This is a genomic window from Sinorhizobium sp. KGO-5 (assembly GCF_036245905.1).
Classification (GTDB): Bacteria; Pseudomonadota; Alphaproteobacteria; order Rhizobiales; family Rhizobiaceae; genus Sinorhizobium; species Sinorhizobium meliloti_A.
The window spans coordinates 1-13,377 of record NZ_BDIZ01000015.1; the positions used below are offsets into that span (position 1 = coordinate 1).

Annotated in this window: 15 protein-coding genes; 2 read left to right on the top strand and 13 right to left on the bottom strand. The window is 62.7% G+C overall.

Translation table 11 applies throughout. The features are described from left to right. Window positions 1-188: alcohol dehydrogenase catalytic domain-containing protein (locus tag BHD07_RS30395; protein WP_046066747.1), on the bottom strand; the 188-nt coding region annotated here is incomplete at its 3' end. A 170-nt stretch (window positions 189-358) separates the two neighbouring features. Here BHD07_RS30395 and BHD07_RS30400 point away from each other — a divergent pair. After that, the gene (locus tag BHD07_RS30400; protein ID WP_338284144.1) at window positions 359-1,000 is read left to right on the top strand and encodes a hypothetical protein; all 642 of its coding nucleotides are present in this window, start codon (window positions 359-361) and stop codon (window positions 998-1,000) included. 122 nt (window positions 1,001-1,122) lie between these two features. On the opposite strand, the gene BHD07_RS30405 is transcribed toward BHD07_RS30400, so the two are convergent. Then, window positions 1,123-2,181, bottom strand: coding sequence for a quinoprotein relay system zinc metallohydrolase 2 (locus BHD07_RS30405; RefSeq protein WP_338284145.1), 1,059 nt, complete (start codon window positions 2,179-2,181; stop codon window positions 1,123-1,125). Window positions 2,182-2,354: 173 nt separating this feature from the next. Between BHD07_RS30405 and BHD07_RS30410 the strand changes: the two genes are divergently transcribed. Continuing rightward, window positions 2,355-3,167: a quinoprotein dehydrogenase-associated SoxYZ-like carrier gene (locus tag BHD07_RS30410; protein ID WP_338284146.1), complete on the top strand. Its 813-nt coding sequence runs from the start codon at window positions 2,355-2,357 to the stop codon at window positions 3,165-3,167. A gap of 134 nt (window positions 3,168-3,301) precedes the next feature. On the opposite strand, the gene BHD07_RS30415 is transcribed toward BHD07_RS30410, so the two are convergent. The 11 genes from BHD07_RS30415 to BHD07_RS30465 all read right to left on the bottom strand — a co-directional run bounded on the left by BHD07_RS30415 (window position 3,302) and on the right by BHD07_RS30465 (window position 13,375). Further along, a complete protein-coding gene (locus tag BHD07_RS30415) occupies window positions 3,302-3,655 on the bottom strand; it encodes a hypothetical protein (RefSeq protein ID WP_338284147.1) in 354 nt (117 codons plus the stop codon). Further along, window positions 3,652-4,326, bottom strand: coding sequence for a hypothetical protein (locus BHD07_RS30420; RefSeq protein WP_338284148.1), 675 nt, complete (start codon window positions 4,324-4,326; stop codon window positions 3,652-3,654). The genes BHD07_RS30415 and BHD07_RS30420 overlap by 4 nt, the downstream gene beginning before the upstream one ends. A gap of 106 nt (window positions 4,327-4,432) precedes the next feature. Further along, on the bottom strand, window positions 4,433-6,676 hold the full coding sequence (locus tag BHD07_RS30425; RefSeq protein WP_338284149.1) for a PAS domain-containing hybrid sensor histidine kinase/response regulator: 2,244 nt from the start codon (window positions 6,674-6,676) through the stop codon (window positions 4,433-4,435). Beyond that, window positions 6,673-7,842 carry an FIST signal transduction protein gene (locus BHD07_RS30430; protein WP_018095882.1) on the bottom strand — a complete coding sequence of 390 codons (1,170 nt, stop codon included), beginning with the start codon at window positions 7,840-7,842 and terminating at the stop codon, window positions 6,673-6,675. The genes BHD07_RS30425 and BHD07_RS30430 overlap by 4 nt, the downstream gene beginning before the upstream one ends. A 43-nt stretch (window positions 7,843-7,885) precedes the next feature. Further along, window positions 7,886-8,575: a response regulator gene (locus BHD07_RS30435; protein WP_003532082.1), complete on the bottom strand. Its 690-nt coding sequence runs from the start codon at window positions 8,573-8,575 to the stop codon at window positions 7,886-7,888. Window positions 8,576-8,796: 221 nt separating this feature from the next. Then, window positions 8,797-9,006: a hypothetical protein gene (locus BHD07_RS30440; protein ID WP_100670804.1), complete on the bottom strand. Its 210-nt coding sequence runs from the start codon at window positions 9,004-9,006 to the stop codon at window positions 8,797-8,799. A 104-nt stretch (window positions 9,007-9,110) separates the two neighbouring features. Beyond that, window positions 9,111-9,479 carry a MurR/RpiR family transcriptional regulator gene (locus BHD07_RS30445; protein ID WP_100671589.1) on the bottom strand — a complete coding sequence of 123 codons (369 nt, stop codon included), beginning with the start codon at window positions 9,477-9,479 and terminating at the stop codon, window positions 9,111-9,113. Next, on the bottom strand, window positions 9,479-10,120 hold the full coding sequence (locus BHD07_RS30450; protein ID WP_445190507.1) for a dual specificity protein phosphatase family protein: 642 nt from the start codon (window positions 10,118-10,120) through the stop codon (window positions 9,479-9,481). The genes BHD07_RS30445 and BHD07_RS30450 overlap by 1 nt, the downstream gene beginning before the upstream one ends. A 39-nt stretch (window positions 10,121-10,159) precedes the next feature. Further along, window positions 10,160-11,041, bottom strand: coding sequence for an inositol monophosphatase family protein (locus BHD07_RS30455; protein ID WP_100670809.1), 882 nt, complete (start codon window positions 11,039-11,041; stop codon window positions 10,160-10,162). A 56-nt stretch (window positions 11,042-11,097) separates the two neighbouring features. Beyond that, a complete protein-coding gene (locus tag BHD07_RS30460; RefSeq protein WP_338284151.1) occupies window positions 11,098-12,228 on the bottom strand; it encodes an ABC transporter substrate-binding protein in 1,131 nt (376 codons plus the stop codon). A gap of 22 nt (window positions 12,229-12,250) precedes the next feature. Continuing rightward, the gene (locus BHD07_RS30465; RefSeq protein WP_338284152.1) at window positions 12,251-13,375 is read right to left on the bottom strand and encodes an ABC transporter substrate-binding protein; all 1,125 of its coding nucleotides are present in this window, start codon (window positions 13,373-13,375) and stop codon (window positions 12,251-12,253) included. Window positions 13,376-13,377 lie beyond the last annotated feature (2 nt).

A 13,377-nucleotide genomic window follows, 5' to 3' on the forward strand; every position in this document is an offset into this window, starting at 1 on the left:
TCATGACCGAGGATCGCCGGGAACAGCCCCTCCGGATCGGCCCCCGACAGCGTGAAATCGTCGGTATGGCAGATGCCGGTCGCCTTCACCTCGACCAGCACCTCGCCGGCCCGAGGGCCTTCGAGCTCGACTTCGGTCACGACAAGGGGTTTTCCGGCCTGAACGGCCAGAGCAGCGCGAGTGCGCATGGATTCCTCCGGTACTACGTTATGTAAGGGCCCCTTATGAGGGCTTGTACACAGATTACAGACGGGCCAAAGCACAAAGACAATTGCGACCTTAGTGTGTAAAACGCGACCTTTGGCTTCGTCCCCGGTCACCCTATACTGACGCCCGTGAGAACACGGAGACATCAAGAATGAGAGTCGCCTGTCACGCGCTTCGCCGGATGCGCGGTTTGCCGCTCAACCTGGCGATTGGTCTGGCGCTTTGCCTGACGCAAGCCCCCGGCATCGCAGCAGCAATGGATTTTTCCGATCCCGACTGGCCCTGTATCCAGCGCAAGGTCGAGAACCTGTCGGCGAGCCTGATGTGGCCCGCGCCGGTGACCCGCACGCCTCTTTCGCCCGAAGCAAACGATCTCGTGGAAGCATTATCGCTTCGCCGGGTCAGCCTGGAAGAGGCCGACGCGCATGTCAGGGCCTTCGTGGAGCGGAACAAGCAGGTCGACGGTCAACTGCTCGGCAACATCTTCTACGGCGTGTTCGACAATATCGCCGCGACCCGCCAGCGGCTGATCGCGGGAATAGCCCGCTATTCCCGCAGCCAGATCGCGCTCTCGTCCCGCATCGAGGGGGCGCGCGTCGAGATGGCGAAGCTGTCGCGGGAGAAAAGCCCCGACTTCGACCGTATCGACAAGCTGGAGGAACAGATCGACTGGGACGAGCGCATTTATCGCGATCGCTCGCAGGCGCTCACCTATGTCTGCGAAACACCGGTGCTTCTGGAAAAACGCGCCTATGCCATCGCACAGATGCTGCTGAAGCATATGCCGGACTGACGCCTGAACGCATCGGATCCGCGCATCGTGCCTTCCGAGAAGCGATTCCGCTTTTCTCACCCCACGCTTTGAATCTGGTCACTTCCGCACGGAAGGCCGTACGCACTTTTCCTGGGAGTGTTCTAAGGATCCCATTCCATCTCCGTATAGGCGGACGTGGCGTTTTGCGGGTTCAAGAGGTCGAACAGGCGCCATCGGTCCGATTCGCTTCGACCGATGACCTCGCTTGCTTCCCCGAGCGCCAGGCCGTCATCGAGCGCTTTCTTCGTATCGGACTCCAGAACATGGAGGTAGCGTTCGAGCGGCGCGGCGGCCTCAGGCCAGTCGAGCAGCGGCCCTCCATGGCCCGGCACGACCTTCCGCGCGCCCAACCCCTTCATTTCGGCAAGAGCCGCGAGCCAGCCGCGCAGCGATCCGTCGAGGGCCGGCGTGTGCCTGTCGAACAGCAGATCGCCGGCGAAAAGGATACCGGACGTCCGGTCGAAGACGGTGAGGTCGGTAGAGGTGTGCGCCGTTGGCCAGGCGCGCAGCTCCAGCACCCTGCCGCCGAGGTCGATCGCCTCCTGCTGCGCTATCGCCCGATCCGGTGCGACTATGCGGCTGCCCAGGAAGGCCGCCTCGCCGATCCGCCGGGCGTAGCTTGCGCGATAGTTTTCGGCGCGGTCGGCGAGCGCACGCGGCAAATTGGCCTGGCCGACCACTGCCGCTCCCGCCTCGCGGAGCGGCTCGGCGCCGAAGACGTGGTCCGGATGCATGTGCGTCAGGATTAGATGACTGATCGGCAGGCGACTTCGTTCGCGGATCGCCAGATAGATCTCTTCTCCGAGCTTGCGCGCGCCGCCGGAATCGATCACGGCGACGCTGCGCGACCCCACGACGAAGCCGAAGTTGGACATGTCGCCGCCGTTTTCCGCATCCGGCTCCGCCACCCGGCCGCGATGCAGGAAGACCCCTGGGGCCGCCTCGCTGAAGGAGAGGGCCGAGCTGGGCCTCGGGGCACAAAATGGCGGCTTCTCGGTCCAGTCGCCCGGCTTGCGCGTGACGGAATGCAGCGCATGCTCGCACCCCGCTTTCGTCTCCGCCGCAAAGCCGGGCAGCAGTGCCACCCGGCAGATCTCGCTCGGCGGCGCGTCAGGTGCTGCTGCAGCAAGGATGCACATCGTCACGAATGCTTCGAACACCTTGAGCCCCCGGCATTCTCGAAAAAGTGGGCGTTACCCAAACCCGGCAATCACCAAGATTGCGGCCGCCGGTCGCGTCAGACAACATATCCGAAAGGCTCGCTTCTGCTCCCGCGCATCTCGTTCTATGCTATATGATACTCGCAGCCTGTCCAAAAAGGGGGCTTTGAACCATGAAGCTCATTCTCGCGCTTGTTCCCGCCATGCTGTCGGCAAGCCTTGCACTTGCCGAGCCGGAGAAGCCGAACAACCCGCTAGCAGACGGCGCGACCTGGCGCGATTTGAAGGGCGACGTCGTCGGCGAAGCGGCCATTCTCGACGGCGCCACCCTGTTCTCCGTCACCGCGCCCTACCGCGCCAACGACGCCGCGACGGTGCCGGTCACGATCGAGCAGACGGACGCCGCGGCGGATCCGATCGAATCCCTCAAGCTGGTGATCGACGAGAACCCGGCGCCGGTGGCCGCCGAAATCCGCTTCGGCCCCGCAATGGCACCGCTGAAATTCGAAACCCGCGTGCGCGTCAACCAATATTCGAACGTCCGGGCGATCGCTGAAACGCCGCGGGGCATTTTCATGAATGGCCGCTTCGTCAAGGCATCCGGCGGCTGCTCGGCGCCCGCCACAAAGGACCCGGTCGCGGCGCTGAAGGATATGGGAGAAATGCGGCTGAAGCTCTTCGACGGCAAGGGGGACGGACAGAAAGCCCGCCGCGAGGCGCAGATCATGATCCGCCATCCGAACTATTCCGGTCTCCAGCGCGACCAGATCACCCAGCTCTTCGTCGGTGCGAAATTCATCACCGAATTGGTCGTGAAGCAGGGAGACGAGCTTCTGTTCTCGCTCGACGGCGGGATATCGATCAGTGAAAATCCCGTGTTCCGTTTCAGCTATACCGACAATGGTGCCCCGGACTTCACGGTCCATGCGGTCGATACGGACGGCAATGTCTTCGACCGCGTCCTGCCGAAGACGCCGCCCGCCTGAATGCGAGCTGAATTAGCCTGAGGTCGCGCACTTCCGGACGGAAAACCGTTACACACTTTTCCTGGAAGTGCTCTAACCCTTTTGTCCACGCACTTCCGGACGGAAAACCGTTACACACTTTTCCTGGAAGTGCTCTAGAAGCACAGCATCTCCGCCTCCGCCTGGGCGCGTCTCAGATCCGCGACCATGGTGCGTGGCACGACCGCCGACTTGAACATGGCCAGCTGTTCGCCGCTCCCCTGCTGGAGAGACAGCACCGTTTCGGCCTGGACATATTTGTCATAGGGCAGGATCGATGCGATCACATCGATCGAGCAGGCGCATTTGCTCAAGACTTCCCGGCTCTGGCCGTTGGCGGCCATGCATCCGAACACATAGTCGGCCCGGACCTCGGTGGGGTAATCGTTGAGGCGCTCAGACATGCTCTGTCCGCTTGCGGGGAGTGCCGCCGTCGCGATTGCGAGCGCGGTCAGGGCGGCGCGCATCATGGCCGGCCGCCCTCCGCAGCTTCTTTCAAGGTGATCGCGTGGGAATAGCCGGCCTCGGCCCCGCCCGCCGCCGAAGGAACGGTGGCCACCAGCGCATAATACCAGCCGGGAATCTCTTCCGACACGGTGACGGCGAGCGACAACTGCGAGATCCGCCCCATTTGCGCGCGCGCCTTGTCGTGTTCGAACGGCCGGATCGTCACCTCGCGCGCGGCGATTTCGCGGTCGTGATAGCGCAGCGATACCGGCTCGATCTGCGCATCCCGCAGCAGGGCTTCCTTGATGCGGTTGCGCATGTAGAAGGGACTGCCGCCGGATTGTGCCGCAAGATCGGAAAGCACGCTTTCGAGAAAATACATGATCAGCGGATTGCCGACCGAGGCTGGATAGTTGCCGAGCCCCCGGGACTGGCTGCCCTGATGGAGCGTCATCGCGACGTTGTCGCCAACCTTGAGGCCGATCGTGAAGCTGCCGGCTCTCTGCCCTGCATCGGCCCCCGACACGACCTTGTCGTAGAGGAGCGAACTCTGCTCGTCTCCGGAACCGTCCTTCGCCGCGGCGAGCCCTTTCAACGCCGCCGAATGGAAGAGGAGCTCGTAGGTCTCCGCAGCAGCCGCGGGTCCGTGCCCCTGCCCCAGCAGGAATAGAGCGATCAGGAGAAAAATACGCATCGCAGATCCACCGTCCGATTGTGGCCCGTTCCGAGGCTCCGTTTACCGGTTTCGAGCCTAGCAGCGGCCCCGGCAATGTCATCGGATACCTTTGTCTGTGTTTGTCTCACGCCACGCGGGCCCGGGTCTTCCAGTCGATCAGCGCCCTGAGCCGCACCAGCTGCACCGGCTTGGTGAGCACGGCGAAGGACATTTCGTTACAAAGCTGCAGGAATTGCCGCTGCCGGTTGGCGGAAATGATGATCGCCGGTATTTCGGCTCCTGCGAGCGCGCGCAGCGTATGAATGGTTTCTATGCCGTTGTCCTCTTCGTCCAGCTGATAATCGACCAGCAAGATGTCGGGAGCCGTGCCGATTTCCTGCATCAGCGCCGCCGCATCCGCAGTCGAGTCCGCTGCCAGAACGCTGGCTCCCCAGCTTTCCAGAACCTGAGTCATCGCGTGCAGCTCGTCGGCATCGTTCTCGACGATCATCACGATCAGATCGAGGCTGCCGTCGAGCATCGGCTCCATCCTCGGATCCTCGCTGACGCTGGCATGGCCGGGCGCGGCCAGCGGCACTTCGATCGAGAAGACGGAACCCTGGCCCGGCCGCGATGCCAGCCGGATGGGGTGATCGAGATGCCGGCATGCCCGCTCGACGATCGACAGACCAAGTCCCATGCCCGGACCCTTTGCCGCGCCGCTTGCCCGGGTGAACTCCTTGAATATCCGTGTCCGGTCTTCCTCGGATATTCCGACGCCGGTATCCCACACTTCTATTCGCACGGCATCGCCCGTCAGCCGGCAACCGACCAGGACACGGCCGCGCTCCGTATATTGAATGGCGTTCACGACAAGGTTCTGGACGCAGCGCATCAGGTAGCGCTGATCGCTACTGATCCAGCGTGAGGAGGGCACGATCCGAAGGTCGATCCCCCTTTCCGTTGCCAGGGGCGCCAGATCCTCGGCCACGCCCTGCAGCAGATTGCCGAGATTGAACGAGGTGACGTTGAATTCGGCTCCCGAGCTGTCGAGGCGCGAAATGTCGAGAAGCGCCTGCAGGAGCGATTCGATCGAGGTGAAGGATCGCTTCAGGCGCCTGACCACCTCCTCCGTGCCCGGCTGCCCCACCTTGTCCGTCAGCATCGACAGATAGAGTTTGGCGGCGTTGATCGGCTGAAGGAGATCATGACTGGCAGCCGCCAGAAAGCGGGTCTTGGATGTGTGGGCTGCCTCGGCAGCCTCCTTGGCGTGCCGAAGCGCCGCCTCGATCTTGGTCTGCTCGTCGGCGTGTATCTGCAGCAGGCGATTGGCCTCGGTCAATTCGGCCGTGCGCTCCTGCACCCGTTGCTCCAGAAGCGCCGAGGCCTGCGTCTCTGCCGTCACGTCCATGATCGACACGATGAAACCGTCATCGGGCAGGGAATGGATGCGGATGTCGAGGCTCATGCCGTCACGCCGGCGGAAGCGCTCCTGCACCGCCTCGCCGCGGCGCACCGCCTTGAACCAGCCGGCGACCCTGGATCGGCGCCCTTCCCGCTCGAGAATCTCGTGGCGCTCGACATGTTCGACGATGCGCTGAAAGGGACTCCCCTTTTTCAGAAGCGCAAGCGGCACGCCGAGAAGCTCACCGAAGCGCTCGTTGCGTACCAGCAATTCGCCGCCTGACGAAAACGTGCAGACGCCGAGCGACATGTGATCGAAGGCCGCCTGCAGCAGATGGGACTGCTGGTCGATCAGGCGGTTCTTCTCGCGCCGGTTCTCCCGCACGATGTCGGTGATTTCGGTCTGCAGGACCGTGATATTGCCGGAACTGGTCTGCCGATAGGAAATCTGGAACCAGCGATCGTTCCGCAGCACCATCACGAAGGACGAAAAGCGCTGGCCGGATCCCTGCCCCTTCGCCACCGGCTGAGGCCGGCCCGCCAGGCCATTCTCCTCCCGGTTCAGATACTTGCTTGCGTTGACCGCCGCGAGATAGTCGTCGAAACCGAGGCCGGGCTTGATCAGCGGCTCCACGTCGGGCAGCAAATTGCGGAACTGGGCGTTGCAAGCCTGCAGTCGTTCCTCGGAAAAAAGTGCGAAGCCGTCCTCCATCGCCACCATGGCATCGGCGAGATTTCTCTGAATCCGCTCCTGCGCCTGGTAGGCGACCTCGAGCTCGCTCGACGCCCGGTCGAGCGTATCGAGAGCCTTTTCGAGATCCTTGGTCTTTTCCCAGACCTCCGCCTGAAGGGCGATGGCGGATTCGAACAGCGAATAGGCGGAGCCCCCGACTTCGTGGCCGCGCTCGGCCCGGTTGACCAGCGCCTCGATGATCCTTGCCTGCTTGGCGATCTGAAGTTCGTAGGGCTCGTTCGGATCGATCATAGCGGCGCTCCCGCCTTCGGCCGGAAAAAGGCGACGCCGACAAAGGTCTGGTTCACGTGCACGCCGAGATGCTGTTCTCCATAGGTGTTGAAGCCGACGACCCGGCGCTGCCGCAACTGCTCGGAAACCTCGCTGTCCAGACCCTTGCGCTCGATCTCGAGCTTGCGCAGATAACAGTCGAAACCGAGGATGAAATCCGGGGCCTCACCGTCGTGGCCGCTGACCGCCAGCCCCGTCTCGAGCGTTCGGATGATTTCCTTGCCGCGGCCGAGGCGCAACAGCAGACCATCGTCGATCGCCGACAGGAAGGTGAGCCCGTGCTCACCTTGAATCTGCTGGATCGCCCGCACGTGATAGAGATTGCCGTTGCGCACCAGTACCGGATTCTCGGCGAAGACCATCGGCGACAATTCGCCGACCGGCACCTTGACCAGGCGGGCGTATTCCTCCGCCGCCGGCGAACCGTTGATTTCCAGGACCAGCCGTTCCTCGGGGACCGCGCGGGTAACCACCATGCGTTTGTCGGTGGGCTGAAAATGATCGAAGCCGAGACCGCTGAACTCCAGATCGGTTTCGAGCAGCAGGAGGAGCGCGGCATTGCTGTGGAATTCACCGTTGCGAAGCACCTGGGTGCGCTGGAACCGCAGCCCGTCGCCGGCCGAACCGCCAAAGACGGGAATATCCTTCAGCCCCGCCTCCAGGGCCGCCACCAGAATATCCTCCTGCTTGGACAGTCCGTCGGCGAAGATCAGCGCCAGCCGCTTGCGGCCCGGCGTCACGCGGAACTGCGTGGCGAGCCGCTCGGTCTGCGAAACGACATCGGCAATCGAGACCGGCGAAATCGGTTGGAACAGGATCGACGCCACCCGAAAATGATGCCGCTGGAAGGCGACCGCCAGCAGAGTATCGTTTTCATAGCCGCGCGGCGTGATCTGGCCGGCTGTCGTGCAGCCGAAGACGACCGTATTCGGCAGCGACTTTCTGAGCGCAGCGGCAAGGTCTTCCGGCTGCAGCCGGTCCGGCACGAACAGAAAGATGAAGCTCGGCCTCGCCGTGGCGAGCTGCCGTCTGATTTCGGCGAGGGCGGTGAACGCATCATCGGCGCGTGATGTCGCGAGCCGCACCGCCTCGGCGGGTTTGCGGTCAAGATCGTCGACAGCCGTCATGCACCGTCACCTTCCAACTCCATCCCGGCAGGCCGGGCACACCTCACTGCAGGCTGTGGCGGATCGATACTTCGCGTACCAGCATCGCCGCCTGGGTGCGATTGTGGACGCCCAGCCGGCGCAGAAGCGCTGTGATATGCGCCTTGACGGTCGCCTCGGCCAGTTGCATCTCGTAGGCGATCAGCTTGTTCGGCATGCCTTCGCAGATCAGGCTCAGAATGCGGGTCTGCTGCTGCGACAGATGCGCAATCTTGCGCGAGATCGTCTCCACAGACTGGTCCGTCGCCGTCGCGCGCGCCGGCACCGCATAGCCCGGCGGCACATAGGTCTTGCCGTTCCAGATATCCTGCATCGCTTCCTGGAAATTATGACGGTCGATGTCCTTGGGGATGAACCCCGCGGCACCGGCGGCGATGACCGATTGAACCACGTCCTTCGACGTGAAGGCGGAGATCACGATGACCGGAATATCGGGCATCTTCTCCTTGATTTTCAGAAAACCGCTCAAGCCGGATGCATCGGGCAGGTTCAGATCCAGCATGATCAGATCGGGCGAGAAGCGCATCCTGAGCTGCTGCAACGCTTCGCTCAGCGACGTCGCCGTTCTGATGCGGCGCGTATTGAAGGTGCTTTCCATCGTCGCGGCCAGAGCATCGCAATAGAGCGGATGATCATCGATCACCAGGGCCGACTTTATCGAAAGCGAATGAACGGGCAAGGCTGTCCGCGGCATGGCTCTCCTCCCGAGATACTTCCAAGCCAACAGAGCGACTCAAGGCCACTCCGAATTCACCGAGAATATCTCTCTCCCAGGCCGTCGTACTCTCCCCAGCACGACGCGAATCGTTGTCGCACAGTTTTCCACCCCGGGCAATTCCGAGATTTGCCATGCGACGCTACACTGTCGGCGATACGCTTGCGAGATTCAAGCGCCTCGTTCAGGGGCCAAGGTATTCAGACAGGGCGGCTCGCATCCGCAACCCTGCATCGCCACTTCTTGACGCGAAGCGCCGGATGCTGCTCGGACCATTCGGCGATATACACCGCGGACTGGAACATGCATTGATTCAACGACCTCAGGTCCTGAAACTGCAGCGTTTCCTCCCGGCATTTTTCGGGTGCCATTGCAAGGCATACGGTCAGTACGAGCGTCACCGGGTCCATGACTTCTCCCGTTTCGAGTGAAGCTTACGCACGGACTAATATAACCGTCCACGCGTAAATGCGCCAGCCGCCGGCCAGAACCGGTGGGCATGCGCGGCCGAGGATCATCGTGATCGGGGAGGCGCGCGGAGCATCCGTTGCGGCAAGGCGCGCGTTTCTTTCAGATGATCGCAAAACAGATTCTTGAAATCGCGGAACTTCCTGAAACCGAGGTGACCCGCCAGACGCACGACCGTGGCCGTGGACACGCCGCACTCATCCGCTATCGAAGTCGCCGTGCCGAAGGCGATGATGTCGGGATGGTCGAGTATGGCGCGCATGACGCGCTTGCGTTCGCCGGGAAAGACCACCTCCTTCTTCGCGATCATGGTCTTCAGTTCGCGAAGGTTGGAGGGAGGCATTCTCCCGGATCGGCAGCTCATTGCCTTGCGATCGGTTTCTTTCTCCTCGGCCGCTGCGGACAGCAAAGCCATCATCGGACATCCTCGATCAGCCGCACCCACTCCGCCGCACGGGCTGCTGCCTCGATGAGAACGGGTTTCGGGGCCTTGTACCACTCTGTGCGCGCGAGTTGGCGGCGCTCGCGAATGTGCGCGATCGCGCCGGCAAGCGTCGAGAATTCCGAAGGAAGCGTCAGGTGCAGAAACAGCGCCATGACGATCACCGAACGCGATCGTCCTCCCCGGCAATTGACAAGCACGTTGCCACGTTCCCGCCTCGGATAGGACGGCTTCTCCGGCAAGATCTGCTCCAGGGCAGCGCGCAGAATGTAATAGGCCGCGACCATCTGCGTGTCCGGGTTGCCGGAACCGTCGATCAAGCCGATCTTGTAATAGCGGATCTCCCCGGGTCCGTAGGCGCTGCCTTGGTGATCCGATACCAAGTCAGCCTGCCGCACATAGTTGAAATCCAGGTTGACCGCACAATTGACCACGGTGGTGACGCCGTTCCGGCGCAGCAGATCGAGATCGCTCGCGCCTTCCTTGCCGCTGATGAAGAGATCGACGCCGTAGAGCGGGTGCTTATCGTAGACCAGGCTGAGCTTCGGAAGTTCGGCGTCGATCGATTGCGGGTCTGTTTCCAAGTGCTGCATGCTTTTCTCCGGCGCCGACATAAGGTCGTCGCGCTGTGTCTGACTGCGTCGATGCGCCTGCTAATGTCCGGCCTTTGCGATCCGTGACGCCGAGATCGATCGGGCGACCCGCTCGAGGGTCGGATAATCCGCCCCTCTCCCGGTGGCGATATAGCCCGGGCACATGAAATCCGCGGCATCGACCACCTTGCCGAGGGTTAGCGGCTCGTATCGCCCGCCGGCATTCCTGAGGATGAGCGTTGCGGCGGCGACGTCCCAGGCGTTGACGCCGAAGCCGGCTGCGGCGTCCGCCCATCCGGCCGCCACATGGGCGATGCTGAGCGCCGCGCTTCCGGGCCGGCGCAGTGTCGAGAAGGTTTCCGTCAATGCTCCGAAATTGGCAAGCGCCGCCTCGCGGCCGTCGAGCCGGAAATCACGCGCAACCGGGTAGCCCGTGATCAGAGTGGCGCGCTTTTCGTCACCGGCGGCACGCGAAGCGAGTGCCTTGCCGTTCAGCTCCGCCTTTTCGAGATCGGCCGAGAACATGAGGTCCGCCACCGGGTCGTAGACGGCGCCGGCGAGCACGGCCCCATCCTTGACCACGGCGACCGATACGCACCAGAAGGCAATTCCGCGCGCGAAATTCGCCGTCCCGTCGATCGGGTCGACATACCACTGGAACTCGCCGTCGCCCGTCTGGCCGCCCTCCTCGCCCATGACCGCCGAGTTCGGCTCATGCTCGAATATATAAGCTCGAATGATCGCCTCCGCCCGCCGGTCGTGGACAGTCACGATGTCGTGCAGATCGGCCTTGTAGTCCACCGCCATTTCGAAACGGAACGCCTCGAGAAGGGGCGCTCGGACCGCAAGGGCTGCTCCCCGCGCGGTCTCCGCAAGGCGCTGCGAGAGAGCAACGGCATGGCGATCGGCGATCATCGGTCCTGAAGGCGGACTTTGCTGCATTGGATATCCCAGTCTGTTGGAGGAAAGCCCGGCGCGACGCCCGCGCCGGAACGCGGTCACTTGCTGTAATTGCTGCGCCAGAAGTCCTGCCACTCCTCGCGCCGGTCGAAGTCGCTGAGGCCGGTGGATGAATCGTAGCCGAAGAGCCGATCGGACACGGCCATCAATCCGGACGGCTCGTCGGCGGGCATCTTGATGTCGATGTTGGTCGGCAGCTTGCCGTCCTTCATCTGCGGGCCGATGCCTTCTTCCGTAAGGATATAGTGGACGAAGAGCCTGGCGGCGCTCGGGCTCGCTGTCTTGGAGGCGATCAGCCCGAGCTTGACGTAGGTCCAGCCGATCCAGGGGTCGAGATCCTTGCAGATGCCGAGCTTGTATCCCTTGGCTTCGTTGTCGCGGAACTTGGCCGAGCTCAGGAGGCCGAAGAACGGCGCCTTCTGCCCCGGCGCGCCCACGGCCTCGGCCACGGGATCGTCGCCGTCCGTCGCAAGCGGCGCATTCTCGGCCAGCGCCTTGATCCAGGCGGCGGATGCGCTTTTCTCCTCCGTCTGCAAATCCTTGCCGAAATGCGCCTTGTAGGCGGCGGCGACCTTGTCGTCGCCATGCGCCTCCATCTGGTTGAACCAGTCGGTATAGGTGCTCTTCGTCAGCGGGTCGACGAGCGCGACCTTGCCCTTCCACTTCGGCTCCGTCAGTTCCCATATGTTGGAAACCGGGCATTTGTCATAGGCTTCGGTGTTGTAGGCCCAGACATTGGCATTCGTCGAAATCGCCAGCGGATTTCGAAACTCCGCCGGTATCTTGGCAGTCATGTCCTCCGGCAGATAACTCTGCACGAATTCCTCCGGCAGGAGCTGCGCCAAGGCTGCCGGCGCGTCGGTGATCAGGACGACGTCGCCCTGCACATTGTCCGCCTGCGCCTCGCGGATGATCATTTCGAGCTGGCTGTTCGCCGACACCTTCATGCCGGTCGCCTTCAGCCCGTATTTGGCGCTGAAATTTTTCGCCATCTCGACGATCTTGCCGGTGCTGTCATAGATGGTGATCGGTTTTACGTTCCTTGCCGCCGCGATCACGCGATCGAGGTCGAACCCCTCTGCCGCAACAGCCGTGGCCGAAATCACTCCGGCTGCGAGTCCGAGCGCGGCCACCGCGGTCCGCCCTATCCTGTGAATATGCGCCTTCATCATCTCCTCCCGCTTCCGGCTTCTATTTTTGATAGTGCACGCGCCAGAAATCCTGCCACGTCTCACGCGCGTCCCAGTCGTCGAGGCTGGTCGCCATGCTGTAGGGCAGAAGCTGGTCGAGAACGGTCGCTATCCCCGACGGTTCGTCCGCCGGCGGAGCCACTTCCCTGTTGGTCGACATCTTGCCGTCCACGGCCTGCGGAGCGATCCCTTCGGCCGTCATGACGTAGTGGATGAAGAGTCGCGCAGCATTTGGGCTGTCCGTGCCCTTGGTGATCAGCCCGACGCCCGGATAGAGCCAGCCGACCCATGGCTTCAGGTCCTTGCAGAGGCCGAGCTTCATGCCCTTTTCCGCATTGTCGCGGAACTTCGCGGAGCTCATCAGTCCCATGAAGGGTTCGGATTGCCCGGGCGCCCCGACCGCATCGGCCGCCGCGGCGTCCGCATCGGTCAGGAGCGGCGCGTTGGCTGCAAGCGCCTTGACCCAGGCCGCAGTCGCGCTTGCCTCCTCGGTCTGGATATCCTTGCCGTAGAGCGCCTTATAGGCGGCAGCGACCTCTTCGTCGCCGTGCTTCGACATCTGGTTGAACCAGTCGACATAGGATGCCTTCCCGAGCGGATCCTGCATGGCGACCTTGCCCTTCCATTCGGGCTCGGTCAGCTGCCAAATATTCGTGACCGGGCATTTGTCGAAGAGCTCGGTATTGTAGGCCCAGACATTGGCGCTGGTGACCACCGTCAACGGGTCCTGGTACTCCGCCGGAATGTTCGCTGCGAGATCCGGGGGCAGCCAGCTCTCGGCAAATCCCTGCGGGATGAGCTGCGCCATGGCGGCGGGAGCGTCGCTGATGATGGAGACGTCGCCCTGGATGTTGTTGGCCCGGGCCTCACGGATGATCATCTCGAGCTGGGCCGATGCCTTGACCTTCGAGCCCTCCGCGCCGACGTCGTATTTGTCGGCGAAATTCTTCGCCATCTCGACGATTTTGCCGGTGCTGTCATAGACCGTAATCGGCTTTTCCTTGCGGGCCGCCTCGACAAGGGCGTCGATATCGAAAGGCTCCTCCGCCCGTGCTCCCGTGCCAAGCACGGTCAGCATCGCCGTCGCGCAAAGCAAAAATCTGCCGCTTCTCACATTCCGCTTCATAT